Source organism: Nocardioides sp. SRI_004, assembly GCF_057586415.1.
Genome location: NZ_JBYCZV010000013.1, coordinates 37793 through 61342, shown reverse-complemented (window position 1 = coordinate 61342; position 23550 = coordinate 37793). Strand labels below are relative to the sequence as shown.

22 protein-coding genes and 2 pseudogenes are annotated in these 23550 nt (G+C 68.3%); 10 read left to right on the top strand and 14 right to left on the bottom strand.

Annotation, left to right across the window (positions count from 1 at the left end; all coding sequences use genetic code 11):
- Window positions 1-10: 10 nt before the first annotated feature.
- On the bottom strand, window positions 11-1336 hold the full coding sequence (locus AC2YHB_RS17790) for an MFS transporter (RefSeq protein WP_487354373.1): 1326 nt from the start codon (window positions 1334-1336) through the stop codon (window positions 11-13).
- A gap of 205 nt (window positions 1337-1541) precedes the next feature.
- On the opposite strand from AC2YHB_RS17790, the gene AC2YHB_RS17785 reads away from it, so the two are divergent.
- On the top strand, window positions 1542-2219 hold the full coding sequence (locus AC2YHB_RS17785; protein WP_487354372.1) for a hypothetical protein: 678 nt from the start codon (window positions 1542-1544) through the stop codon (window positions 2217-2219).
- 39 nt (window positions 2220-2258) lie between these two features.
- Here AC2YHB_RS17785 and AC2YHB_RS17780 read toward each other — a convergent pair whose 3' ends face one another.
- From AC2YHB_RS17780 to AC2YHB_RS17765, 4 genes are all read right to left on the bottom strand, one after another.
- Window positions 2259-2996 carry a winged helix-turn-helix transcriptional regulator gene (locus tag AC2YHB_RS17780; RefSeq protein WP_487354371.1) on the bottom strand — a complete coding sequence of 246 codons (738 nt, stop codon included), beginning with the start codon at window positions 2994-2996 and terminating at the stop codon, window positions 2259-2261.
- Between the two features lie 143 nt (window positions 2997-3139).
- The gene (locus tag AC2YHB_RS17775) at window positions 3140-5080 is read right to left on the bottom strand and encodes a helix-turn-helix domain-containing protein (RefSeq protein WP_487354370.1); all 1941 of its coding nucleotides are present in this window, start codon (window positions 5078-5080) and stop codon (window positions 3140-3142) included.
- 1 nt (window position 5081) lies between these two features.
- On the bottom strand, window positions 5082-6464 hold the full coding sequence (locus AC2YHB_RS17770) for a glutamine synthetase family protein (RefSeq protein WP_487354369.1): 1383 nt from the start codon (window positions 6462-6464) through the stop codon (window positions 5082-5084).
- A 117-nt stretch (window positions 6465-6581) separates the two neighbouring features.
- Window positions 6582-8183 (bottom strand): FAD-dependent oxidoreductase, encoded by a 1602-nt coding sequence (locus AC2YHB_RS17765; RefSeq protein ID WP_487354368.1) that lies wholly within the window; start codon window positions 8181-8183, stop codon window positions 6582-6584.
- A gap of 207 nt (window positions 8184-8390) precedes the next feature.
- On the opposite strand from AC2YHB_RS17765, the gene AC2YHB_RS17760 reads away from it, so the two are divergent.
- Both AC2YHB_RS17760 and AC2YHB_RS17755 read left to right on the top strand, forming a co-directional pair.
- Complete coding sequence (locus AC2YHB_RS17760; protein ID WP_487354367.1) at window positions 8391-9512, top strand: zinc-binding dehydrogenase; 1122 nt, start codon at window positions 8391-8393, stop codon at window positions 9510-9512.
- Entirely contained in the window at window positions 9509-9874 is a 366-nt protein-coding gene (locus tag AC2YHB_RS17755; RefSeq protein ID WP_487354366.1) for a hypothetical protein, read from the top strand. Before AC2YHB_RS17760 ends, AC2YHB_RS17755 begins: the two co-directional genes overlap by 4 nt.
- A 111-nt stretch (window positions 9875-9985) precedes the next feature.
- On the opposite strand, the gene AC2YHB_RS17750 is transcribed toward AC2YHB_RS17755, so the two are convergent.
- Genes AC2YHB_RS17750 through AC2YHB_RS17730 form a run of 5 tightly spaced genes read right to left on the bottom strand, consistent with a single transcriptional unit; the run spans window position 9986 to window position 14036 of the window.
- On the bottom strand, window positions 9986-11158 hold the full coding sequence (locus tag AC2YHB_RS17750; RefSeq protein WP_487354365.1) for an NAD(P)/FAD-dependent oxidoreductase: 1173 nt from the start codon (window positions 11156-11158) through the stop codon (window positions 9986-9988).
- Window positions 11155-11370 (bottom strand): ferredoxin, encoded by a 216-nt coding sequence (locus AC2YHB_RS17745; RefSeq protein WP_487354364.1) that lies wholly within the window; start codon window positions 11368-11370, stop codon window positions 11155-11157. Before AC2YHB_RS17745 ends, AC2YHB_RS17750 begins: the two co-directional genes overlap by 4 nt.
- Complete coding sequence (locus tag AC2YHB_RS17740; RefSeq protein ID WP_487354363.1) at window positions 11367-12530, bottom strand: cytochrome P450; 1164 nt, start codon at window positions 12528-12530, stop codon at window positions 11367-11369. Before AC2YHB_RS17740 ends, AC2YHB_RS17745 begins: the two co-directional genes overlap by 4 nt.
- Window positions 12530-13261 carry a gamma-glutamyl-gamma-aminobutyrate hydrolase family protein gene (locus tag AC2YHB_RS17735; RefSeq protein ID WP_487354362.1) on the bottom strand — a complete coding sequence of 244 codons (732 nt, stop codon included), beginning with the start codon at window positions 13259-13261 and terminating at the stop codon, window positions 12530-12532. Before AC2YHB_RS17735 ends, AC2YHB_RS17740 begins: the two co-directional genes overlap by 1 nt.
- 1 nt (window position 13262) lies before the next feature.
- On the bottom strand, window positions 13263-14036 hold the full coding sequence (locus AC2YHB_RS17730) for an SDR family NAD(P)-dependent oxidoreductase (protein ID WP_487354361.1): 774 nt from the start codon (window positions 14034-14036) through the stop codon (window positions 13263-13265).
- A 275-nt stretch (window positions 14037-14311) separates the two neighbouring features.
- On the opposite strand from AC2YHB_RS17730, the gene AC2YHB_RS17725 reads away from it, so the two are divergent.
- Window positions 14312-15679, top strand: a complete 1368-nt coding sequence (locus tag AC2YHB_RS17725) for an aldehyde dehydrogenase family protein (RefSeq protein ID WP_487354360.1) — start codon at window positions 14312-14314, stop codon at window positions 15677-15679.
- Between the two features lie 154 nt (window positions 15680-15833).
- On the opposite strand, the gene AC2YHB_RS17720 is transcribed toward AC2YHB_RS17725, so the two are convergent.
- A complete protein-coding gene (locus AC2YHB_RS17720) occupies window positions 15834-16613 on the bottom strand; it encodes a hypothetical protein (protein ID WP_487354359.1) in 780 nt (259 codons plus the stop codon).
- Window positions 16614-17213: 600 nt separating this feature from the next.
- Between AC2YHB_RS17720 and mobF the strand changes: the two genes are divergently transcribed.
- Window positions 17214-19835 carry a MobF family relaxase gene (mobF, locus tag AC2YHB_RS17715; protein ID WP_487354358.1) on the top strand — a complete coding sequence of 874 codons (2622 nt, stop codon included), beginning with the start codon at window positions 17214-17216 and terminating at the stop codon, window positions 19833-19835.
- 10 nt (window positions 19836-19845) lie between these two features.
- Here mobF and AC2YHB_RS17710 read toward each other — a convergent pair whose 3' ends face one another.
- Window positions 19846-20172: a winged helix-turn-helix domain-containing protein gene (locus tag AC2YHB_RS17710; protein WP_487354357.1), complete on the bottom strand. Its 327-nt coding sequence runs from the start codon at window positions 20170-20172 to the stop codon at window positions 19846-19848.
- 69 nt (window positions 20173-20241) lie between these two features.
- On the opposite strand from AC2YHB_RS17710, the gene AC2YHB_RS17705 reads away from it, so the two are divergent.
- The 4 genes and pseudogenes from AC2YHB_RS17705 to AC2YHB_RS17690 form a co-directional block, all read left to right on the top strand.
- The gene (locus tag AC2YHB_RS17705) at window positions 20242-20538 is read left to right on the top strand and encodes a hypothetical protein (RefSeq protein ID WP_487354356.1); all 297 of its coding nucleotides are present in this window, start codon (window positions 20242-20244) and stop codon (window positions 20536-20538) included.
- 300 nt (window positions 20539-20838) lie between these two features.
- Entirely contained in the window at window positions 20839-21054 is a 216-nt protein-coding gene (locus AC2YHB_RS17700) for a hypothetical protein (RefSeq protein ID WP_487354355.1), read from the top strand.
- Window positions 21055-21063: 9 nt separating this feature from the next.
- Window positions 21064-21324, top strand: a complete 261-nt coding sequence (locus AC2YHB_RS17695) for a helix-turn-helix domain-containing protein (RefSeq protein WP_487354354.1) — start codon at window positions 21064-21066, stop codon at window positions 21322-21324.
- A 26-nt stretch (window positions 21325-21350) separates the two neighbouring features.
- Window positions 21351-21473: pseudogene (locus tag AC2YHB_RS17690) on the top strand (tyrosine-type recombinase/integrase); the annotation flags it as partial.
- Window positions 21474-21562: 89 nt separating this feature from the next.
- Here the strand turns inward: AC2YHB_RS17690 and AC2YHB_RS17685 are convergent.
- Entirely contained in the window at window positions 21563-21829 is a 267-nt protein-coding gene (locus AC2YHB_RS17685) for a hypothetical protein (RefSeq protein WP_487354353.1), read from the bottom strand.
- Between AC2YHB_RS17685 and AC2YHB_RS17680 the strand changes: the two are divergent.
- Window positions 21828-22364, top strand: a pseudogene (locus tag AC2YHB_RS17680) (site-specific integrase); the annotation flags it as partial. The gene AC2YHB_RS17685 and the pseudogene AC2YHB_RS17680 sit on opposite strands and share 2 nt — an antisense overlap.
- 189 nt (window positions 22365-22553) lie before the next feature.
- On the opposite strand, the gene AC2YHB_RS17675 reads toward AC2YHB_RS17680, so the two are convergent.
- Window positions 22554-23498, bottom strand: coding sequence for a 1,4-dihydroxy-2-naphthoyl-CoA synthase (locus AC2YHB_RS17675; protein WP_179648327.1), 945 nt, complete (start codon window positions 23496-23498; stop codon window positions 22554-22556).
- Window positions 23499-23550: the final 52 nt, after the last annotated feature.

Sequence of the window (23550 nt, the reverse complement as noted above, 5' to 3'; positions counted from 1 at the left end):
ATGCGACCGTTCAGACCTCGACCACCACGGCGTTGCCCGCCGTCTCGGTCGAGTCGTCCATGGCCACCTCGCGGGTCTCCTTGATCGCCAGGAGGCACAGGAGGCTGAGGACGGCGTAGCCGGCCAGGTAGTAGCCGACGAAACCGGTTCCCCAGTGCGGGATCGCGGCCTCAGCGACGACCGGCGGGATGGCGCCGCCCAGCACACCTGCCAGGCTGTAGGCGATTCCGGCGCCCGTGTAGCGGTAGCGGGTCTTGAAGAGCTCCGGCAGCTGGGCGCCGACCGGGCCGTAGCCGATGCCTGCGATCGCGAGGGTGATGGAGACGCCGAGGATGTAGGCGAAGGCACCGCCGCTGCCGACAACGGTGAACAGCACCAGGGACCACGGGATCGCGATGACGCAGGCAGTGATTGTCACGCGGCGACGGCCCAGCCGATCGGAGTACATCGCCGAGGCTGCGATGAAGACCGCGAATACGATCGCCCCGATGATGCCGCCCGTCAGGACGGTCGTGCGCGAGAGCAGCAGGGTGGCGCCGCCGTAGCTGGTCAGGAAGGTGGCGCCGGTGTGGAACAGCGCGAAGACCATCGACAGCGAACCAGCGCCGAGGATGAGCTGGAGGGGCTGCATCTTGACGACGTCGAACAGCGGGTTCTTCGCGACCGTCTTGGTCTCCGTCATGGCCTTGAAGCTCGGCGTCTCCTCGATCTGCAGCCGCACGACGAGACCGATCACGACGAGCACCAGGCTCGCGAGGAACGGGAGGCGCCAGCCCCAGTCGAGGAATGCCTCCGGGCTCATCATCAGGTGTGCGGCGAGGAAGGTCGCCATGGCGAGCGCGAGACCAAGAGCCGGGCCGAGCTGCGGAAACAGCGCGTAGAACCCGCGCTGCTTGGGCGGGGCATGTTCTCCGGTGAGAAGTACCGCTCCGGCCCACTCGCCGCCAACGGCCAGGCCCTGCAGGATCCGACAGGTGATCAGCAGGATCGGGGCGGCCGCACCGATGCTCGCGGCCGTCGGAAGGAGGCCGATCGCGACGGTGGCGGCGCCCATCAGCAACAGAGTCGAGACGAGGGTCGCCTTGCGGCCGATGCGGTCGCCGAAGTGACCGAAGAGGATCGAGCCGAAGGGGCGAGCCACGAAGGCAACCGCATAGGTGGCGAGCGAGGCCAGAGTGGCCGCGTTGTCACCGAGCGCGGGGAAGAACTGGGAACCGAAGACGAGCGCAGCCGCGGTTCCGAAGATGAAGAAGTCATAGAACTCGACGGTGGTTCCGAGTAGACCGGCTGCGGCGATACGCCGCATCGAGTTGGGAGACGTTGATGCCTGGGTCATGCAGAACTCCTCGGGTTGCCCACCAGGACGGGCATCCGGCTTCGCATGGGTCGCCGGTGGGTCGGATGTTCCAGCGAAGGTAGTTCCGCGGCGAGAAACGTCACTAGTACGGAATCCGGACCGATTTTCGGTAGGCCGACGCCGGCGGGCGACCTACGTTGACCGAGATGCATCGCTACCCATCTCGTTCGAACGGAGCCCACCCATGACCTCTCCCACCACCCGCCTGGCCTTGCAGATCGCAGGGCGGGGTCGCCTCGAAGGACATCCGCCGGGCGAGGTCGACGGCGTCCGGTTCGAAGGACGCTTCGTCATCTACGCCGCAGCCGACGCGAAGGGCCCGCTCTTCGGGGAGGACATCTCACTCTTCGACCCCGCCACAGTCGCGGCGCACGGTCGCGGCGCCCAGAGCGCACACCTCGTCGCGGTGCGTAGCGGCTTCCTCATGGAAGGCTTCGTGACCGGGGACGACACCATCGAAGGCACCACCATCGGCCGGTCCTCGTCCCAGACCCGACTCCGGATCTACTACGACGCCGCGCCAGACGGATCACGACGGTTCAACGACCGGAAGGCCTTCATGGCCGGCGACCTGGTGGCGACCTACCGTGCCGAGGAGTACTTCCAGATGGACGGGCGCGCGGGCGTCTTCGACACGAGGGTCAACTACACATTGCTCGAGAGCAAGCCGTTCGAACACGCCGGCGTGACGGTCGACTTCGCCGATCTCGCGCCCGTCATGGTCGAGCTCTCGCATGGACACAACCCCGAACCGGACCCCTCCCCCGAGGAGATCCCGATGGAGGAGCCCTTCCTCCACGGCGGCCCCGGTCTGTTCGCCGACCACTTCCCTGTCGGCGGAGCGATCATCGCGTCGAGTTGAGCTCCTGGTCGGGCTGGCTCGTGTCTTTGGGGGGACGAGTCAGCCCAGCCGGCGGCTGCTGCCCTCGATGCTCGGAGCGAAATAGCTCCGCTTGAACCAGTTCGGGAACTCGCGCTCGGCGTACCGCGCGCCGGCGATCTCGATCAAGCCGTCGTCGATCGCCGTCCGGAAGTTCCTGAACCCGTACCAGGCTTCGTAGAGCACCTTCGGTCGAGCACACACGACGACGTCGACTTCCCGGTCCGGGGCGCCGACACAAGCTCCGGACGACTTCTTGTCCATGTGGATCCAGCCACGAGACGGGTCGGTGTCGGGGAATCGGAACTCGATGCTGACCTGACGGCCCGGCAGCGCTTCGGGATCGAGCCCTTGGTACATCCGCCACAGGAGGAGCGGTACGTCGACGAACTCCTCCCGCGGGGCAGGGAACTGCCAGTCGATCGTCCACTCACCGATGGCGATGATGACGGGGGTGAGCGCCTCGCCGGCTTCGGTGAGGTTGTACTCGGGCCGGTTCGAGCCATCGACGTCGGTGCGCACGATGAGTCCGGACCGCTCGAGGTTGCGCAGGCGTTCGGACATCACACTGCGGTTGAGCCCGGGAAGACCCCTGTGGATCTGGTTGAAACCTCGAGCCCCGGCGATCAGTTCTCGGATGATCAGCAGCGTCCACCGATCTCCCAGCAGCTTCGCGCCGATGGAGACCGGGCAGTACTCGGCCGGAGGTACCGCGTCGTCCCCAGCCAGCAGTCCCACACTCAAGTCGTCCAGCGTCATGGTCAGCTCCCCCACGTCGGTCGGCTGGTCGGCCTTCGCCGATTACCTTCCATTCAACCTCTCGTGGCTGGTACCCGTTATGGCCGTGACGACCACTCTCGCAAACCACGATGTGATCGGCGGCACTCAACGCCGGCAAAGGTTCAGGTCCGCTTGGCGGTCATCACGCACGCCGAGGTGACACCACAGCAGGCCTTGCCAATGGTGGTGACACCGTTCGGGCACTTGGCTGCGCCGCGGGCCGGCGAGCCCTGGGCCAGCTCGGCCCTGCTCATCCGAACGAGGCGAGCGGCGAGGCCCGCCGAGATCCAGTCGTCGAACGCTTCGGGCGATTGCCCGATCAGTTCCTCGATTCGCTGGAGACGCTGACGCAGGGTGTTGCGGTGAATGAACAGAGCCTCCGACGCCCGCGCGACAGACCCGCTGTTGGCGAAGAAGGCCTCGAGCGTGTGCGACAGCTCGGTCCCGTTCTCGAGGTCGTAGGCCACGACGGAACCGAGCGAGCCGAGGACCGAGCGCAGGGAGTCCGCCATGTCCAGGGCTGCAGAGGGCAGCATGCGCAGATGGACGACGTCCTCGAACCGGACGACACCGACGTCCGGCCCCGCCAGGACCGCCCACTGCGAGGCGAGGGTCGCCTGTCGCAACGACCGGTGCACGTCTCGGAGCGCGCCCGCGACCGGGCCCACTCCCGCCGTGATCCGGATGCTCGGCCGACGGCCGAGCTCGACCAGCCGCTCGGCAAGGGCGGTGCGCGCCTGCACGTCCGGAGTCTCGACGAGTATCAAGAAGTGTCCGGCGTCGCCGAGCAGCTCGATCCGGCGTCCCGGCTCGGACAGTGCTTCAGCCAGCGTCACCCGGAGCCGATCCACTTCTGCCGGGACAGTCCCGACAGCAGCGGTCATCCGGAGCACGATGGGCGTCGTCGCCCGACGCTTCCATCCAAGGGCGAGGAGCAGGTTCTCGGTGGTCTCCGCGTCCCCCGCTGCGAGCAACCGGTCCCGAGCAGGGCGCAGCGCCTCGGCCCCGATCAGCGACAGGGCGCCGGCGGCGATCTGTGCACCAATGGCCTCGAGGAGCACCTCGTCCTCGGGGGAGAATCGCCGCGTCCGGAAGACCGTGACGGCGCCGATCGGTGCAGCCACGCCCAAGGGGATCCGCAACCGTGAGGGGCTAAGGGGTGCCAGCAGTTGCGCGAGCTTGGTCTTGTCCTGCTCGCCTGCACGTACGACGTCGCTGTGCTCCTCGCAGAAGGCTTCGGACGCAGCGACGACGTGGAGCGAACCCTGCCCGTGCGTGCGGTCGGTCGTGACCTCGAGCGAGCAGAGGTCTGCGTCGAGGTCGACGGCGCAGTGCTGGGCCATCACCCGCAGGCACTGGGTGAGCGAACTCCACGCCTGGTCCGGCAGGTCGTGCAGGAAGCGGGCGGCCGTCGACTGGACCTGGAGCTTGGTCAGCGTCTCTGCCTGGACGAGACCGCTGGCGAGCAGTGAGCCGACCTCTGTCGCCAAGCTGACGTCGCTGGCGCTGAACGCCTCCTCGGTCGGCGCGTAGAGGGAGAAGACCCCCAGAACCTCTTCACCCGGAGCGACGATCGGGACAGCGACCATGGACTTGAACGTGGATTCACGCAGTTCGGGGAACGCCTTGAACCGCGGGTCTTGCAACGGGTCCTTGGGCACCAACACCGTCTGACGCATCAGGGCGGACCATCCGGTGACTCCTTCGCCGAGGCGGAGTCGGATGCTGTCGAGGTGTCGACGCTGCCAGCCGTCGGTGGCGACGCGGAGCACCATCCGCTCGTCGTCCTTGTCCCACAAGTAGACGAAGGCACCGGCGGCCTTCGTGGCCCGCGCGGTCAGTTCCACCGCACGCTGGGCAAGGGCGATCGCGTCACGACCCTCGCTCATGAGCGACGTGAGCTCGGCAAGAGTCGCGGCTCGCCGCTCGGAGGCGGCGAGGGCGATACGAAGGGCCTCGACGTCAGCTTCTCGCGGCGTGCCCTTGCTTCCCACCGTGCCCCCTTCCAACCACTCAGACTGCCAGTGGTCAGCGCTCAGCACCAGCGTACGGGGAACCTGCATGTCAGATGTGCTCGAGGTAGCGCGCGACCTCCCACTCGGTGACCGCGGCTCGGAACTGCTGGATCTCCCAGCGCCGAGTGGCCAAGAAGTGGTCCACGAAGGTGTCGCCCAGGAGGGTTCGGACGGTGTTGCTCGTCTCCAGAACTCGAAGCGCCTCGTCGAGGGTCTGCGGCAGGACGGTGTCCTTGCCCGCCTGCTCGTAGCCGTTGCCGGCAATCGGTGCGGGCGGCGTGAGGCCCTTCTGAACCCCGTGAAGACCAGCCGCGATGCTCGCCGCGATCACGAGGTAGGGATTGGCGTCCGCTCCAGCGATTCGGTTCTCGATCCGGGCCGACGGACCGGCCCCCGGGATGGCACGCAGCGCGACCGTGCGGTTGTCGAATCCCCAGGTGGCGCTCGAGCCTGCCCACGTGGCGCCTTCGGTTCGCTTGTAGGAGTTGATGGTCGGCAGGTAGAAGGCCGTCATCTCCTTCGCGAGCTCGACCACACCGGCCATGTAGGACTCGCCGACTGCGCTGAGGTTGTCCTCGTCATCGGGGTTGGCGAAGGCTCGCGAGCCGTCCAGTCCGACCAGGCTCTGGTGACAGTGCCCGGAAGAGCCTGCCCAGTCCGACGAGAGCTTCGCGATGAAGGAAGCGGTGTAGCCGTGGCGCGCAGCCAGCTCCTTGACGGAGCTCTTGAGCAGCATTGCCCCGTCCGCGGCGTGCAGCGCATCGCAGTAGCGCATGTTGACCTCGAACTGGCCAGGACCGTGCTCGCTGTTGCTGGCCTCGATGTAGATGCCGTACGCCGCCAGCTGCTCGCGGATCTCGCCGAGGATGTGCTCGGATGCGGTGTCCCGGTAGACGCTGTAGGTGTGGTTGCCCCGCGTGAACGTCTCGAGGTCTCGGTAGCCGCGTGAGGCCAGCTCGTCCGGGGTGCCCTTGAGCATGTAGAACTCGAGCTCGTAGCCGCACTTGGCCGAGTAGCCGGCCTGCTCGGCTTGGGCCAGGACCCGGCGCAGCACCTGGCGCGGGGAGAGCTCGAGCGGGGTGCCGTCGATGGAGTAGATGTCGCAGATCACCGAGGCCGTTCCAGGCTCCCAGGGGACCAGCCGCAGCGTGGACAGGTCCGGCAGGAGTGTGATGTCGGGGTATCCGGTGTGCCATCCCGTGTAGGTCAGGTCGGAGATCGAGACGTCCTGCATGTCCCAGCCGAAGAGGATGTTGCAAATGTTGGTTCCCTTGCTGGCGACGCTCTCCAGGAAGTAGGGCGCCGCGATCCGCTTGCCTCGCCAGAGTCCGTCGATGTCGACGGCACCGACCTTGAAGGTCTTGATGCCGTTCTCCTCGACGAACCTCTGGAGGTCCTCGGCGGTGGGCGTTTCCGGAAGGTTCTGGGACACGGGTCCTACCTCGTTTCTACGGGTGTTTCATCGATGCTAGGAGGGGCGCTGGGTCGTTGGAATGGCCTCGGGGCACACCTCGTGCGTGTGGCACGTGCCACACGCACGGGTGGGCCGTCAACCAACCCGGGACGCAGCGAGCAGCTCGTCGACGGTGACGAGCTTGGTTCGCGGTCGGCGCGCACGACGACCAGCCTTGCGCTCCGCTTGGTCGATGCGTTGCCAGCCGTCACCGTCGACGAAGTCAGGGCGGCGGTCACGCACCAGCGCCTCCAGCTCCCCGGCGCCGGAGGCCGGCGTGGGCAGTCGTCCGGCCCCGAAGTCACGCAGGAGCGAGTCGACGGTCTCTGCCGAGTCGGCCTTGTTCGTACCGATGATCCCGTTCGCACCGCGCTTGATCCATCCCGAGCAGTAGATGCCGGGGAGGGACTCCCCTGTCTCCGGCGCGCAGACGCTGCCTGCGATGTTGGGGATCACCCCGGCCTGCTCGTCGAACGGGAGACCCTCGACCTCCCGGCCTCTGTAGCCGATGGCGCGGACCACCAGGCCGGCCTCGATCTCCTCCATCGAGCCGTCGGCGTGCCGGAACGTGACGGACTGGACGGCACCCGTGCCGTTCAGTTGGACCGGAGTCAGCCCGAAACGGAAGATGATGCTCCGGCCTTGGCTCGACTGTTCGTTCTCGAGTGCCGGTCCGAGGACCCGCGCGACGGCCGGGACCGTGCCAACGGCATGGTCGACCTCATCAGCCACCACGCCGATGTTGATCCCGTCAACGTGGTGGAGACCGATCATCTCGCCCGTGGTGAAGGCGGCGAACTCCGGTCCGCGACGAGCCGTCACCACCACCTCTTCGACGGCGCTCTGCCTGAGCGCCTCGATGGCGTGGTCGGCCGTCTCTGTCCGCTCCAGGCCTTCGACGGGCTGAGCGAGGACTCGGGCGACATCGAGGGCGACGTTGCCGTTGCCGATGACCACGACGCGCTTGCCGGTGAAGTCGTACTCACGGTCGGCGAAGTCGGGGTGGCCGTTGTACCAGGCCACGAACTCCCGCGCGGACACTGACCCGGTCAGGTCCTCGCCGTCGACGCCGAGCTTCCGGTCGTCGGAGGCGCCGGCCGCCCAGATCACAGCGTGGTGGTGCTCGAGGAGCTCGTCGATGGTCACGTCGTGACCGACCTCGACGTTGAGGTACGCCTTCACGTTCGGCCGGGAAAACAGGCCGTTGAAGCGCTTGGTGATCTGCTTGGTGTTCGCGTGGTCGGGAGCCACCCCGGACCGCACCAAACCGAAGGGCGTCGGCAGCCGGTCGAACAGCGACACGGTGACGCCCTTGATGTCGCTGAGCTCTGCGGCGGCGTAGCAACCCGCGGGTCCGGTGCCCACGATGGCCACCGACAACTCTGGCCGGCTCGACGGGAGGGTGCGCCGCACGGGGTCGGGCGGCGAGGATTCCTCAATGGGGTTCGTCGCGAAATAGTCCGCGTTGATGTCGAGGAAGACGCTGAACTCCTCCGGGAGGTCCCACTCGGAGTGGATCGCGCTCACCGGACACTCATCCATGCATGCACCGCAGTCGATGCACGTGGCCGGGTCGATGTACAGCTGCTCGGCCGTGGCGAAGTCGGGGTCGCCCGGCCGTGGGCGGATGCACTGGACGGGGCACACCGCGATGCAGGAGGCGTCGTCGCAGCACCCCTGCGTGATGACGAAGGTCATGTCCGGGTCCTCCTGGAGGTCCTGGCTCTCATCGCCGGTCGCCGGTGAGAGCTCGATGGATGAACACGCTAGGAACAAGCAGCGGTCCTCGCGGTGGCCCGGCGGCACATGATGTGGGGCGACGCAGTGCCCGGTGCACGTTGTCCGTGCGGCAGCGCCCCGCGACGATGACGACGTCGCCGTCCGTCGCAACGGCAGGTTCGAGGAGTGATCTTGCGCAGACGCGTCACAGCAGCCCTCCTGACGGCTCCTCAGCAACCCTTGGTCCTGCAGGACCTGTTCCTAGATGCTCCCCTCAGGACGGAAGTGCTGGTTCGTACCGACTACGCCGCCCTCTGCCGGAGCGACGCGAGGTATGTCGGTGGCTCGCTCAGCATCCCGGTACCCGCGGTTCTCGGCCAGGAGGTCTCCGGTGTCGTGGAACGCGTCGGAAGCGCCGTGCGCCGGGTCGCTCCTGGTGATCGCGTGGTCGCCACCCTCAGCCCGGCGTGTGGGCAGTGCACCTTCTGCGTCCGCGGCCGGCCGACGCAGTGCGCCAACCTGGGGTCCTCGCGGGACCGCCGCCGCCCCAAGCTGATGTCCAACCTCGGCGACCCCGTCGGCACCCTGGCGGGCGTTGGCGCGTTCGCCGGCGCCTTCCTGGTGGAGGAGTCCGCCCTCGCGACCGTCCCCGACAACATACCCATGGATGTTGCCAGCCTGTTCGGCGGCTGCGTCAGCGCAGGGGCAGGCTCGGTCCTTCACGGCACGTCGATCTCCCCGGCCGACACCGTCGTCGTCATCGGATGTGGCGGCGTCGGCGCCGCTGCTGTCCAGGCCGCCCGGCTCAAGGGGGCACGACGAATCGTCGCCGTCGACCTGCAGCAGGAGAAGCTCGACCTCGCTCGTCGTTTCGGAGCGACGGACGTGGTTCGCGCCTCGACCGACCCTCATCTCACCGAACGTGCGCTCCGGAGCCTGGAGCCCAACGGCTTCGCCCATGCCATCGAGGCAGTCGGCAGGCCCCACACGGCAGAGCTCGCCTTCCGAGTCCTGGGTGCGTGCGGAACGGCGACCATCCTCGGCCTGATGCCGGACGGTGAGCAACTGGTGATCCCCGCCGCAGACCTGGTGTACGGCGACCGGCGGCTGCAGGGCGCCTACCTGGGCGCCAACCGCTTCCTGACCGACGTGGACCTCTACTGCAGCCAATACCGCCTCGGGCGTCTCGACCTGCAGGCCATGGTCACGGACGTCATCCCGTTCGATCGCATCAACGAGGCGTTCGTGGCGATGGATGATCCGGGATGCGTGCGCGTGGTGCTGGACGTGTCCGGAGCGACTCGGTGATCGCGACGGGCCGGGAGGTTCGACGGCAGCAGCGGGTCACCGAGGCACTGCGCGACGCCTGGCGGCAGATGGAGGTCGGCAGCGTCGTCGACGAGCTCTTCCGGGAGGTGGCCGCCGACGTCGTACGGAGGAACGAGGGCAGCGAAGGCCTACTGTCGTCCTGCTCGACGGTCGCCATCAGTGCGCCGCTGGAACTGGGCGAGATCGTCGAGGTGCGCGCGCAGATGATCGCTGTCGAGGTCGGGCAGCGACGGCTCAGGCTCGAGGCCCGGTCGGTGTCGCCCGGGTCGTGTTCCGCCGGACGCCAGGCCATCGTGACCGCGGTGGGCACCGTCGTCCTGCCGTGCGCAGCTCGAGGCTGAGCCAGCAAGAGAAGCGGCCCGGGTCATCGCCCTCCAGAAGGACGAAAACCCGGGCCGCACGCTGGTCCGGCACCAGCGGGATCAGCACCCCCCGATTACGACGCGTGTGGATCAGGAGGTGCCGACGACTGCTTGGCGCATCGCGAGGGCGAACTCGCGAGGCCTGTTGATGGAGATCCAGGCGACGGTGACGCCGTGCTGCTCGACCGTGTAGAAGGCAGCGTTGCGTTCGGGGTCGGCAACCTGCTGGACGAGGATTCCGTCACGTACGAGCGTGCCCAGGACCTGGATACGCCGTCCGAACTGGGTGCTCCAGAAGTAGTCGCGCTCCACGGCGAGGTCGTCCGCCGGCTGTCCCGAGAGGACCTGCGCGACGTGGCGACCCTGTCGCTGCGCGGACGTCCAGTCCTCCCGACGACGACGCGATCCGTCGTACGACGACCAACTGGCGACGTCTCCGATGGCGTGAACGCCCGCGATCGTCTCTCCGGACACGGCCAGGACCTGGCCGTCGCGGTCACACAGGACCCCATCGCCGAGAGCGACGCCTGAGCCGTCCAACCAGCCGACGGCCGGCCGGGTGCCGACCGCGCACGCCACGACGTCACCGGTCACGATGCCCCGGTCCGTGGCGACGAGCCAGTGGTCGCCCGAGCTCTCGATGCCTGCCACGCGCGTTCCGAGCCGAAGGTCGACTCCAGCGTCCTGGATCCAGTCCGCCGCTTCCACGCCGAGGTGCCCCGCGAGGAACCGGTCGAGGGGACGCTCCGCAAGGTCGATCAGGCAGACCTCGGCGCCGGCAGCCGACATGCTGGACGCCAGCTCGGTGCCCACCGTCCCCGCGCCGAGAATGACGACACGCTGACCCGGACGGGCATGGGCCCGCAGCTCGCGGGCATCCCGCGCCGTCCGTAACTCACGGACCCCCTCCGGCTGGCCCGGGATCCTGACCGGGGCTGACCCCGTCGCGATGACGACATCGTCGCCGGCGACCTCGACCGCCCCACCGTCCGACGTCCGGACTCGGACCGTCCGGTTCTCGGTGTCGAGGTGCTCTGCGACGCCTCGGACGAGCTCGCAGGCGTCGTTCCACCACGGCGCTTCGGGCCGCTCGTCCCCTGCCGTGAGGAACTCCTTGGACAGCGGCGGCCGGTCGTAGGGCATGTCGGGATCGCGGTCGATGACCACGATCCGGCCCTGGTGCCCACTCTCGCGGAGCTGCGACACCAAGGCGGCCGTAGCCACCGACGCGCCGACGGCGACAACCGCGGCGCGCCCAGTCACTGCCCCGGGTCCTCGGCGACCAGGATCGCCCGCTCCGGGCAGCTGGCGATCGCCTTGCGGACGTTCTCGGGGAGCTCGTCGAAGCGCTGGCTCTCCTCAGGAACGAATGCGTAGCCCTCGTCGTCGAAGTCGAACACCTCGGGGGCGAAGGCGAGGCACCGGGCGTGGCCCTGGCATCGCTCCGCATCAACGGTCACAGTGAACATGGTCATCCTCCGATCTTGAGCATCAGCGGTCCGACGCCGTGCCAGACCTGGTCCGGCTCAGCCAGGGAGAAGTCGTCGACCACGTCGAGGAACTCCTCTAGCGCGACCACGACCTCCTGGCGACCCAGGTTCGAGCCGAGGCAGCGGTGGATGCCACCGCCGAAGGCCAGGTGCCGGTTGTTCTCCCGGTCGATCTGGATCTCGTTCGGCTCGTCGTACGTCTCGGGGTCGCGGTTGCCGGCACCGAAGACGAGCACCACCCGCTCGCCCTCCCTGATCTCCTGGCCGGACACGACCGTGTCCTTCATGCAGGTCCGGGCCATGGCCTGGACAGGCGACAGCGTGCGGAGGAACTCCTCGACGGCATCAGGGATGAGGTCGGGATCCTCACGAAGCCGCTTCTGTGCTTCCTTGTCCTGCGCGAGGTGCCACAGGCTCGACCGGATGGCCCAAGCCGTGGTGTCGAGGCCGGCGAGGAAGAGCAGGTAGCAGTACGACAGGAGCTCGTCGTGGGTCAGCTTGCGACCCTTGATCTCGGCATTGGTCAGGATGTCGATCAGGTCGTCCTGGGGCGGCTGCCCCTCCCGCGACTTGAGCAGGTCGTCGAAGTAGGCCATCACGGCGTCGCCGGCGGCGTAGGCCCGCTCAGGGTCCACGGTCCGCTCGTAGATGATGTCGTCGATCCACTGGTCGAACTTCGGCCAGTCCTCCTCGGGGAAGCCCGCGAGACGGCTGAAGATGATCGTCGGCATCGGCCGGGCGAACATCGCCGATACGTCGGCGACGTCGAGCTTCGCAACCTCCTCGGCCAGCTCCCGCGACGTCTGGTGCATGCCGTCGTCGAGCTTGGCGATGGCCTTCGGCGTGAAGAGCGGAAGGAGGATGCGGCGGTAGTCGGTGTGCTCCGGCGGGTCGATGTCGATCGGGATCAGCGGGACGTCGGTACCGAATGCCGGCAGGAGCATCGAGGGGGCCACGGCGAAGGTCTCGGGGTCCTGCTCGGCAGCGAAGATGTCCTCGCTGTTCATCATGTACCAGAAGCCGCCGTGCTTGTCGCTGTGGCCGACAGGGCACTTGCCGCGGAGGTCGTCGTAGGTCTCGAAGATGTTGTCGAGCGCGGGGCCGTGGAAGTCGAAGTCCTTCGGCTCGACCGTCTGGTCGGACATCAGTTGTTCTCCTTGCTGGTGAGGTTCGTGGGGGCATCGGCCGCTGCGACGAGCGCTTGGAACAGCGCCGCCTGCTGGGCATCGGTGGCAGCCATCTGCTCGGGGTGCCACTGGACGGCGATCAGGTTGGCGTCGTCGGCCTCGACTGCCTCGATGACCGCACCACAGGTCGCGGTGACACGGAGCCCCGTGCCGAGCTCCTTCAGACCCTGGTGGTGGTAGCTGTTCACGCCGACGGTGCTCTGGTTGAACACGCCGGTGAGCCGAGCATCGTCAACGACATCGATCTTGTGGGCGGGCTCGTGCGACGGTCCGGTCTGCCAGTGCTGGATCTCGTCCTGGATGTCCAGGATGAGCGATCCACCCCGCAGCACGTTCACCAGCTGCATACCGCGGCAGATGGCCAGGACCGGCAGGCCACGCTCGATCGCCTCGTTGTAGAGCGCGATCTCGAACGCATCCCGCTCGGGACGAACCCCGTAGACGGTCGGGTCCGGCTGCTCGCCGTACAGCGTCGGGTCGAGGTCGCCGCCACCGGTCAGCACCAGTGCGTCGAATTTCTCGAGGAGACCTGCGGGCGGGTCGACCACGACCGGCATGACCACGGGCTGGCCGCCGGCGGCGTACACAGCATTGGTGTACGCCGTCGTCAACTTGGTGCAGTCCTGTTCGCCGAAGGCGGTCGGCGCCAGCTCGATCGGCGCCGAGACTGCGATCAGGGGGCGGGACATGTCAGTAGACCGTCCAGCCACCGTCGACGAACAGGGTGCTTCCGGTGACCCAGCTGGACTTCTCGCTGCTCAGGAAGGAGACCGCGTTGGCGACGTCCTCGGGCTGGCCGACCCGACCCATCGGGGTCCGCTCGAGGAGCCAGTTCAGGACCTCCTCGTTGCCCAGCACCGCCTTCGTGAAGGGTGTCTCGATGAAGCCCGGAGCCACGGCGTTGACGCGTACGCGGCTGGAGGCGCACTCGACGGCCAGGGCTCGGGTGAGCTGGAGCAGGGCGCCCTTCGAGGCGTTGTAGTGGATCTGGGGATGGCCGCTGCTGGAGATCACGATGTGGGCCTCGACCGAGGTGATGTTGACGATCGCCGCGGTGGCCTTCTCGCCACGAGCCTCGGCACCGGCCTTGAGGAGCGGCATTGCTGCCTGGCTCATCAGGAAGGGGCCGGTGGAGTTGACCGCGAAGACCTGGTCCCACTCTTCGACGGAGAGCTCCTCGAAGTTCGTGCCACGGACGATGCCGGCGTTGTTCACGAGGATGTCGAGGCGGCCGAACTGGTCCTGGATCTGTGCGGCGGCCTGGCGGACGGAAGTGGCGTCGGCGACGTTGCCCTCGACGGCGATGGCAGCCGGGTACTTGTCCGTGATCTCCGCCAGCGAGTCCGGGGCGATGTCGATGAGCGCGACCGAAGCGCCCTCCTCGAGCAGGGTCTCGGCGATGGCCTTGCCGTTGCCGGAGCCGGCCCCGGTGACGGCGGCGAACTTGCCAGTGTGAACGGACATGGGCTTCTCCTGTGGTGAGTCGTGACGGCTGTTCGTCCTCGGGCCTCGCCTGTTCCTCTGGGGAGAGCGCTTCGCCCGGTGGTGTGCCACGAACGTAAGCGTCCGAGACGGTCGTCACTGTGGCCGTCGTGCACATGCTTCGTCGCCCGGGAGGGCACTGCGTACGTTGTCGAGGAGTCGGTCCCGCCACAGCATGTAAAGGTCCTGAGCGGAGCTGTGCAGACGTCTTCTGCAGGCCTCCTGCTACACCCTGCCGATCCCTGTGAGGACCTGCTGTGAACGATCTGAACCGAGTCATCAACCCCGCTACCGAAGAGGTGATCGCCGAGCTGCCGATGGCCGACGCTGCGGCCGCCGAGGCCGCTGTCGAGAAGTCCGTGATCGCTCAGCGTGAGTGGGTTCGGATGTCGCTCTCTGCACGCCGCGACGCAATCCGCGCGATCGCCGGGACTGTGCGCGACCACGTCGAGGAACTGGCGCTCCTCGAGTGTCGTGACGTGGGCAAGCCGATCGCCGAGGCCCGCGGCGAGATCGGCGGCGTGGCCGAGTGCTTCGAGTACTACGCCGGCGTGGTCGACAAGATCCTGGGCGACACCATCCCCGTTGAGGGTGGCGTCGACATGACCTTCCGCGAGCCGCTCGGCGTGGTCGCCGTCATCGCCCCGTGGAACTTCCCGCTTCCGATCGCCTCCTGGAACATCGCCCCCGCGCTCGCCGCGGGCAACTCGGTAGTGGTGAAGCCGGCCGAGCTCACCCCGCTGTCGACCATCCGTTTCGGTGAGCTGGTGGCGGCGCTGGATCTCCCCGAGAACCTTGTCCAGGTCATCACCGGTCCCGGCCGGGTCGTCGGCAACGTGCTCACCAGCCACCCCTCGGTCGCCAAGGTCAGCTTCACCGGATCCACCGAGACCGGCCAGGCTGTCATGCGCTCCGCCGCGGGCACGATGAAGCGGCTCACCCTCGAGCTGGGAGGAAAGTCCGCCAACATCGTGTTCGCGGACGCCGACCTCCCGCGGGCCATCGCCGCCGCGCCGGGCAGCGTCTTCGGGAACACCGGCCAGGACTGCTGCGCCCGCAGTCGCATCCTCGTCGAGCGCAAGGTGTTCGACGACTTCGTCGCGGGCTTCGTGGAGACCACCCAGGCCATGACCATCGGTGACCCCGAGTCCGAGTCGACCCACCTCGGCCCCTTGGTCTCGGCAGCACACCGCCAGACCGTGTCGTCCTTCCTCAGCGATGACGTCGACGCCGTACTGGCCGGCGACACACCGGACGGTCCGGGGTTCTGGATGGCGCCGCGCGTCGTCGTGGCGCCCGACCCGAACTCGCGGATCGTCCGTGACGAGATCTTCGGTCCGATCGCCGCCATCATCCCGTTCGACAACGAGGCCGAGGCCGTTCGCCTGGCCAATGACACCATCTACGGGCTCAGCGGCTCGATCTGGACCTCGGACGTGGGCCGGGCCCTGCGCGTTGCGCGCGCCGTCGAGACCGGCACCGTCTCGGTGAACTCCAACTCGTCGGTTCGCATCCAGACGCCGTTCGGCGGCTTCAAGCAGTCCGGCTTCGGCCGCGAGCTGGGACTCGCGGCGATCGAGGGCTACACCGAGCTGAAGAACGTCTTCATCAGCACGGCCGAGTGACATCCCGTCCACCTCACGAGGGCGCCGCGGAAGCTCCGCGGCGCCCTCGCGCTTGACAATGGCTCGTCCAGGAAGTGACCGAGGGGCGGAGCGGACCAGGGTCCGCTCCGCCCCTCGGCGTACCGGTCGTCAACTGCTCGCGACGTCCGGGCCTTCAGTCGGCTGCGAGCACCGCGCCACCCACGGGGAAGTAGCTGGCGAACTCGCCGGGACCCTTGTTCGAGAACCAGCTCTCGGTGTATGGCACTGCCTCGGGCTGCGGGTCCGGCTGCGGGTTGTGACCGTGGTCGAGCTCGGTCATGTGCGGCGCGAGCCGTGCGAAGTCGACCTTCACGCCGTTGAGCTCGAACGGCGAGCTGCTGATGATCGAGTAGTCGACGCGCGTATCGAAGACGCCGCCCGCGGCGTCGATCGAGAAGTACTCATCCGACGTGTACGTCGCCACGAGTTCGCCACGGAGCCAACCTGTACGCTCCTCGTAATTCCGCGAGCCATCCGGATGCGCGTCATAGAAGATCCGGTAGCGGCTCGCGGTCGACGTGCGGCCCACGGTCTCGCCCTTCAGGTCGTCGCCGTTGCCGGTGACGAAGCCATGCAGGATCGAGCCGCTGCGCACGGCCACCAGATGGGCGCACTGTGGCCCGCGACCGTACTGCTCGACACAGTCCTCGTCGAAGAGTGAAACGTCGTCGCCGAACACCTGGCCCCCGGCGCCGCTCATGCCCCAGATGACGAAGCGTCCCTCGAAGCGCACGCCGTCGACGATGCCGGGCGGGTGCTCCTCGAGACGACCGCGACCCGTGGTCTGCATGACCATGGACGAGGTCTTGGCTGGCTTCGCCACCGGCTCGTTCCTCGGCTCCGCGTCGCTTCGACTGGCAACCAACTGAAGCCCGAGCGCGATGGCGATCGCTCCCAGAACCAGCCCGGCCACCACCGGTCGCCTCGATTGAATTGTTGTTGCGGTCATTGGCCCTGCCCCCGCGAGGCATCATGCTGAGCCCCGCTGAGTCCGGGCACCGGGAGCCCCCTTCTGCGGTCCGGATCGACGCTCGCAGAACATTCGCCGCTGCCGCCCCGCCCGCCAGGTCGGATGCTTCGACCCCGATTGTGGCACTGGCTGCCTGCGGCAATGGCCTCCCCGGGCTCTTCCTTGTCTCCGCCGAAGCGCCACACGCCTCCTGCATCAATGAGCCCGCCGCATGGGCCCGGAGGCCCCGTGCCATCCGCGCCTCACCGGAACATGGTCGGACCCCTCATGACCCGCTCCTCCCTGTCCGTCCTCTCCGCACCTCCTCCATTCCGCCTTCCCTACCGACCACTACCGACCTTCAATTCGTCATCCCGCTTCCACCGCTTCCTCCTCCCCCATCAAGCGGCACGCATGCTACGAAGGTCGTAGTTCGGTCCGTCCCCCCGGGACGGACCGTCCGCCGTTTTCGGGGTGATTGACGACTAGTGACGGGCGGTGATCGAGGTCGTGCACGGTGGCGTGAAGTTCTACCGCGGCTGCGCCAAGGCAGCCCGCAACTACGTGGAGGCCGACCGGTCCCGCGCCGACGACTACTACCTGGCAGAGGGATCCGGGATCGCGCAGCTGTACCTCACCGGCCCCGGCGGCCCTGTCGTCGATGGCGGGACGCTGGACGGGGACGCCTACGAGGGCTGGGTCGCGGGGTACGACACCAATGGCGGGACGAAGGGCCGGCTCCGCACCGACGAGAAGGGGCTGCGATTCGTCGAGGTCGTGGTCAACGGGCCCAAGACCTGGTCCCTCGCCGCATCACTGCACCCCGAGATCGCGGACGCATACGACGCCGCCCAGAAGAGGGCGGCAGTAGAAGTCATCGGCTGGTTGGCCGAGCACTCCACCACCCGCGTCGGACCCCGCGGACTGCAAGTCCAGGTTTCCGTCGAACGACTCGAGGCGGCCGTGGTGCGGCACTACACCTCCCGCGCCGGGGACCCACACCGTCACCTTCACCTCCAGGTCAACGCCCGCGTGTTTGCTGCCGGCCGATGGCGCGGGCTCCATTCAGTTGGCACGGTGGACTCGATCGAGGCCATCAACGGCATCGGGCACGCTACTGTCATGTGCGACCCCGAGTTCCGCGAGGCGCTGGCCGCACACGGGTACACGCTGGACGCGGAGTCCGGCGAGGTCGAGCAACTGGCGCCGTACGTCGGTGGGTTCTCACACCGGGCCGCACAGATCGGCCGGCACGTCGACCGCTACGAAGCCGAGTGGCGCGCCGACCACCCCGGCCAGGAACCCGGGCCCGCCATGCGTCGGAGGTGGGACCGGCGGGCGTGGGCCGAGGCCCGTCCCGACAAGGTCGTCCCGACCGACGGCGCGGACCTGATTCATCGGTGGCGTGAGGAGCTGCACGACCTCGGGTTCAAGCCGCCCACCGCCAAAGCGGTGCTCGAACCGGTGCCCGTCGGTCGGGTCGACCGGGACGCTGTCACCGACCTCGCCCTCGCCCGGCTCGGGGCACGACGGTCCGCGTGGAACGCCGCCGACATCCGAGGCGAGGTCGAGCACATGATCGCCACCACCGGCGTCGTGGCCGGACCCGACGTGCGGAAGGAGCTGGTGGAGGACCTCACCGCCCGCGCCGTCGACCAGTGTCGGCGGCTGGTCGACCGTCCCGATGTACCCGAGCACATCCGATCCCTCACCTCCGAGGTAGTGCTGAGCGTCGAGGCTGAACTTGTCGAACGGATCGCTGCACGCGCCGAACACCCCGGCGCACCGGCCCCTACCCCCTCGGAGGTCGCGCGCCGACAGCTCGACTCCGGTCAACGTCGGGTCGTGGCCGCGCTGACCGGAACTCACCCCCTCGTGGTCGTCGAGGGCGCAGCCGGTGCGGGAAAGACCGCGACCCTTTCTGCGGCGGCCTCGCTGCTCGCCGCAGACGACCGGCGACTCGTCGTGGTCACACCGACGTTGAAGGCCGCCCGGGTTGCTGAGGCCGAGGTTGGCTCTCCCTCCTCGTCCGCAGCCTGGCTGGTCCACCAGTACGGGTACCGGTGGGACGCCGACGGCCACTGGTCTCGGAACCCGTTCGACCCACGTCGCGACCGGCACACACTCCACGCCCGAGCACGGCTGCTGCCCGGCGACATCCTCGTGGTCGACGAGGCCGGGATGCTCGACCAGGACACCGCCACCGCACTCCTCACCATCGCCGACGAAACCGGAGCACGGGTCGCGTTCATCGGCGACCGGCACCAGCTCCCCGCCGTCGGCCGCGGCGGCGTCCTCGACCACGCCACCCGCTGGACACCCGCTGAGGCTCAGGTGGCCCTGGACACCGTCCACCGGTTCACCGACCCCGCCTACGCCGACCTGTCCCTCCTCATGCGAACGGGCGACCGCGCCGTACACGTCTTCGACCAACTCCACGCCCAGGGCCTGATCGTCGTGCATGCCAGCGAGGTCGAACGCACCGCAGCACTCGCCGAACTGGGTGCCGCCGGCCACTGCGTCATCGCTGATACCCGCGAACAGGTGACCGACCTCAATGCGGCCATTCGCGACCATCGTCGCCGCACGGACATCGAGCACAGCCGGGACAGCAGAGCTGTTGCCGTGACGACCGGGCGCGGCGAAGAGATCGGAGTCGGGGATCGGATCGCGACCCGACGCAACGACCGCGAGCTCGGCGTCGCCAACCGCGACACCTGGACAGTCACCGCCCTCGGTGTCGATGGCTCGCTCGAGGCCACCGGACGACTTGGGCACCGGAGCCTGCCCACGGGGTACGTCGCTCAGCACGTCGAGCTCGCCTACGCCACCACTGCCCACGGCGCCCAGGGCGACACCGTCGACCACGCCCACTTCGCGCTTACCGACACCACCGGCGCCGCCGCGACGTACGTCGCCATGACTCGGGGCCGGCGGTCCAACGCCGCGCACCTCGTCGCGGACACCCTCGACGAGGCTCGCGACCGATGGATCGCGACCTTCAACCGTGATCGCGCGGACCTCGGACCCGCCCACGCTCGCGAGCGCGCGCTCGACGACATCGACCGCTACGGCCCCGCTGCGACAACACCGAGCGCCACGCTCCCGTCGACGAGGCGTCGCCCCGACGAGCTGCTCCCCTACCCAGCGAAACGCTCGTCGCCGCGACCGGGAATCGGGATCTGAGCGCCTCGGGCTAGTTCGTCGTCGGCGGGCGGACGGCGCCTGCGAGCGCGCCGAGCAGCTCTTCAACCAGCCGGTGGTCGACGCTGTAGCGGCGGATGACGGGACCCGACTCGTCGCTGCGCGGCGGATCGGCGAGCACGACACCGTGCTCCTCGAGCGCTGACAAATGGGTGTGGAGGTTCGCCTCCGAACCACCCACCAGACGGTTCAGTTCAGCCTTCGTGCACGACCCGTGCTCGGTCAGCGCCCGGAGCAGCGCGACCCGGACCCGGGCTCCGAACACCTCGACCGCACGCTCGACAGGTGCGGGAAGGTCAGGACGAGCGATCCGAGGCACGGTGCATTGTCTTTGACCCGTCACCGGCTTAGCATGTTTCCTCGTTTAAAACGAAGAAAGGCATAGGCGATGTCCCTCGCCGTGACCGGATCCGTGATCGTGAGCGCAGACCCGGCCGCGCTCGACGAAGACCGATCGCCAGAAACGACGGTCTTCCCGATCAGCACCAGCCAGCACAACGACGCCGTGATCGGCGAGATCATCTGCCGCGATGCTCTAGCCGTACAGGCGCGCAGCAGTCTCCGCGCCGGCCAACGCATCTTGGTCACCGGGCAACTGACCCCGCGCCCCGCCGTCGGAAGAGGGCCCGACAGCGACGACGTCCTCCTCGTCATCGAGGCCACCCACATCGCCGCGCCCATCTGAGCTCCTGACGAGCTGGATGGCTCAGTCCACCATCCAGCGCGCGTCGGCCACTCCGGATCTCCCGCGTCCGGCACCGCCACCACCCCTGCCACCCACGGATTGGGGGTATGCGGCTGACCTGCACAAACGTGACGTACCCCACCGGTACCCCCTGGCCGGGGGTACGAAGTCGGTGATGTCGGATCGCCAACATGAACCGGTCCCCTCCGCGGCCGTCCAACACGATCACACGTCTGCAGGTGATCGCTCCCGACATCGGATCGCACATAGGTGACTGAAACCCACCGAAAGGACCGGATCATGCACCCCATCCAGATCCCCGACGACTGGAACGACAGCGCCCTCCTCACCTTCGAGGAGTTCTGCGCCCTCGTCCGTACTCCGCAGCGCACCGTCCGCGACTGGCGCCGGCGAGGCGTCGGGCCACGCTTCTGGCGTTTCAACGGCACCGGCCGTCTCTACACCACCGTCGCCGAGGTACGTCGGTTCCTCTCTCCCGCCAACTCCACTCGCTAGGAGGACGACATGTCCACTGCACACAACGGCATCGACACCCACGAGAACGACGAGATGCTCACCATCGACGAGGCCGCCGAGTTCCTCCGCGTCCCCGTCGCCACCATGCGCTACTGGCGCTACTGCGGCACCGGCCCCTTCAGCTTCAAGGTCCAGCGCCACGTCCGCTACTGGCGCTCCGATCTGGTCCTCTGGCGCGCCGAGCAGGGCCGCGTGCCCGGTTCTCCACAGGACCGCTCGCGCCCCGCCCGATCGGCCCGCGAACGCTGACACTGGAAGCGAGGAAGGGAGGAGCCATGGCCGGCAACATCGCCAAGCGTCCCGACGGGAGATGGCGCGCCCGCTACCGGGACGAGCAGGGCCGGGAACGGTCGCGCCACTTCGACCGCAAGGTCGACGCCCAACGATGGCTCAGCGAGGTCTCCGCCGCGGTGCTCACCGGCACGTATGTCGACCCGGACGCCGGGAAGGTGACGTTCCAGACGTTCTACGACCGGTGGTCGGCGCGTCAGTTGTGGGTGTCGTCGACCCGCTCCAACGCCGACCTGGCGACCGCCTCGGTCCCGTTCGCCGACATGCCCCTCCGGTCGATCCGCCGCTCGCACATCGAGGAGTGGGTCAAGGACCAGAGCGCCCGGCTCGCGCCCACGACCGTCAAGACGAGGTTCATCGTCGTCCGCTCGGTCTTCCGCGCAGCGGTCACCGAACGGGTCATCACCGCCGACCCGTGCACCGGCGTCGTCCTGCCGCGACGCCGCAGGGCGGACGCAGCCATGCGGATTCCCACCGTCGAGGAGGTGGGCAGGCTGATCGAGCACGCCGACAGTGAACGCGTGTCGACCCGCAAGGGCTTCCGGGCGTACGTCGCGCTCTGCGCCTTCGCCGGCCTTCGGAAGGCCGAGGCCGCCGCCGTCCAGCTCGAGGACCTCGACCTGACGCGAGGCCAGCTCGCGGTCACCCGTCAGCTGCAGCGCGAAGGCTCGACGTACGTCCTCCGCGCACCCAAGTACGGGTCCGAGCGGACCGTCTACCTGCCCGACCAGCTCGTGGGCATCCTGGCCCGCCACATCAGCGAACACATCAAGGACGGCGCCACGGAGCGCTGGCTGTTCACCGTGGGCGACGAGCCGCTGTACGACAACGCCATCCACTGGCGCTGGCGTGCCACGCGGTCAGCGGCAAGGCTGCCCCGGGTCCGGCTCCACGACCTCCGGCACTTCTACGCGTCGGGGCTGATCGCGGCAGGCTGCGACGTCGTCACGGTGCAGCGCGCGCTCGGCCATTCGTCCGCGAGCACCACGCTCAACACCTACAGCCACCTCTGGCCGACGGCCGAGGACCGCACCCGAGCGGCCGCCGCGGACCTCATGAGGCAGGCCCTGGGGCAGGCCGCAGCAAACCCGACTGACGGCTCGGCGGCGGGACCTCTCGCGAATTTTGCGGACTATTTGCGGACCAGAGAGGGCCCGCGACGCGCTGACCTGCACAAACAGGCCGATTCAGTAGTACCAGGGGTACGGCGACCAGTCCGGCTCCCGCTTCTCCAGGAACTGGTCCCGCCCCTCCTGCGCCTCGTCCGTCATGTAGGCCAGCCGGGTGGTCTCGCCGGCGAACAGCTGCTGGCCGACGAGGCCGTCGTCGAGCAGGTTGAAGGAGTACTTGAGCATCCGCTGCGCGGTCGGGCTCTTGCCGTTGATCAGGCGGCCCCACTCGAGCGCGGTGGCCTCGAGCTCGGCGTGGGGCACCGAGCGGTTGGCCGCACCCATGCGGACGGCGTCGTCGGCGTCGTACGTCTGACCGAGGAAGAAGATCTCGCGGGCGAACTTCTGGCCGACCTGACGGGCGAGGTACGCCGAGCCGTAGCCGCCGTCGAAGGAGCCCACGTCCGCGTCGGTCTGCTTGAAGCGGGCGTGCTCCTTCGAGGCGAGGGCGAGGTCGCAGGTGACGAAGAGGCTGTGGCCGCCGCCGGCCGCCCACCCCGGTACGACGCACAGCACGACCTTCGGCATGAACCGGATCAGCCGCTGGCACTCCAGGATGTGCAGCCGCGCGAGCTTCGCCTTGTCGATCGCGCTCGGCTCCTCGGCGCCGGTGTCGCCGGAGCCGATCTCCTTGTCCTCGTACTGGTAGCCGGCCCGGCCGCGGATGCGCTGGTCGCCGCCGGTACAGAAGGCCCACTTGCCGTTCTTGGCGCTCGGGCCGTTGCCGGTGAGGATCACGCAGCCGACGTCGGCGGACTGGCGCGCGTGCTCGAGGGTGCGCAGCAGCTCGTCGACGGTGTGCGGCCGGAAGGCGTTGAGCACGTCAGGCCGGTCGAACGCGATCCGGACGGTGCCGTGCGCGCGCGCCCGGTGGTAGGTCAGGTCGGTCAGGTCCTCGAACCCGGGGACCTCCACCCACTGGGTGGGGTCGAACGTCTCGCTCACGCCCTCGATCGCACTCATGGACCGAACGCTAGCGGCTGCCGAGATCGAGCCTTGACCTTGACCCCAGGGG

Excerpts from the sequence above, each read along its gene's own strand:
- AC2YHB_RS17790 (WP_487354373.1), bottom strand. The coding sequence starts at position 1,336 with ATGACCCAGGCATCAACGTCTCCCAACTCGATGCGGCGTATCGCCGCA.
- AC2YHB_RS17745 (WP_487354364.1), bottom strand. The coding sequence starts at position 11,370 with ATGACCATGTTCACTGTGACCGTTGATGCGGAGCGATGCCAGGGCCAC.
- AC2YHB_RS17780 (WP_487354371.1), bottom strand. The coding sequence starts at position 2,996 with ATGACGCTGGACGACTTGAGTGTGGGACTGCTGGCTGGGGACGACGCG.
- AC2YHB_RS17735 (WP_487354362.1), bottom strand. The coding sequence starts at position 13,261 with ATGTCCCGCCCCCTGATCGCAGTCTCGGCGCCGATCGAGCTGGCGCCG.
- AC2YHB_RS17785 (WP_487354372.1), top strand. The coding sequence starts at position 1,542 with ATGACCTCTCCCACCACCCGCCTGGCCTTGCAGATCGCAGGGCGGGGT.
- AC2YHB_RS17775 (WP_487354370.1), bottom strand. The coding sequence starts at position 5,080 with ATGCAGGTTCCCCGTACGCTGGTGCTGAGCGCTGACCACTGGCAGTCT.
- AC2YHB_RS17695 (WP_487354354.1), top strand. The coding sequence starts at position 21,064 with ATGTCCACTGCACACAACGGCATCGACACCCACGAGAACGACGAGATG.
- AC2YHB_RS17685 (WP_487354353.1), bottom strand. The coding sequence starts at position 21,829 with ATGGCTGCGTCCGCCCTGCGGCGTCGCGGCAGGACGACGCCGGTGCAC.
- AC2YHB_RS17765 (WP_487354368.1), bottom strand. The coding sequence starts at position 8,183 with ATGACCTTCGTCATCACGCAGGGGTGCTGCGACGACGCCTCCTGCATC.
- AC2YHB_RS17705 (WP_487354356.1), top strand. The coding sequence starts at position 20,242 with ATGTCCCTCGCCGTGACCGGATCCGTGATCGTGAGCGCAGACCCGGCC.
- AC2YHB_RS17700 (WP_487354355.1), top strand. The coding sequence starts at position 20,839 with ATGCACCCCATCCAGATCCCCGACGACTGGAACGACAGCGCCCTCCTC.
- AC2YHB_RS17740 (WP_487354363.1), bottom strand. The coding sequence starts at position 12,530 with ATGTCCGACCAGACGGTCGAGCCGAAGGACTTCGACTTCCACGGCCCC.
- AC2YHB_RS17730 (WP_487354361.1), bottom strand. The coding sequence starts at position 14,036 with ATGTCCGTTCACACTGGCAAGTTCGCCGCCGTCACCGGGGCCGGCTCC.
- AC2YHB_RS17675 (WP_179648327.1), bottom strand. The coding sequence starts at position 23,498 with ATGAGTGCGATCGAGGGCGTGAGCGAGACGTTCGACCCCACCCAGTGG.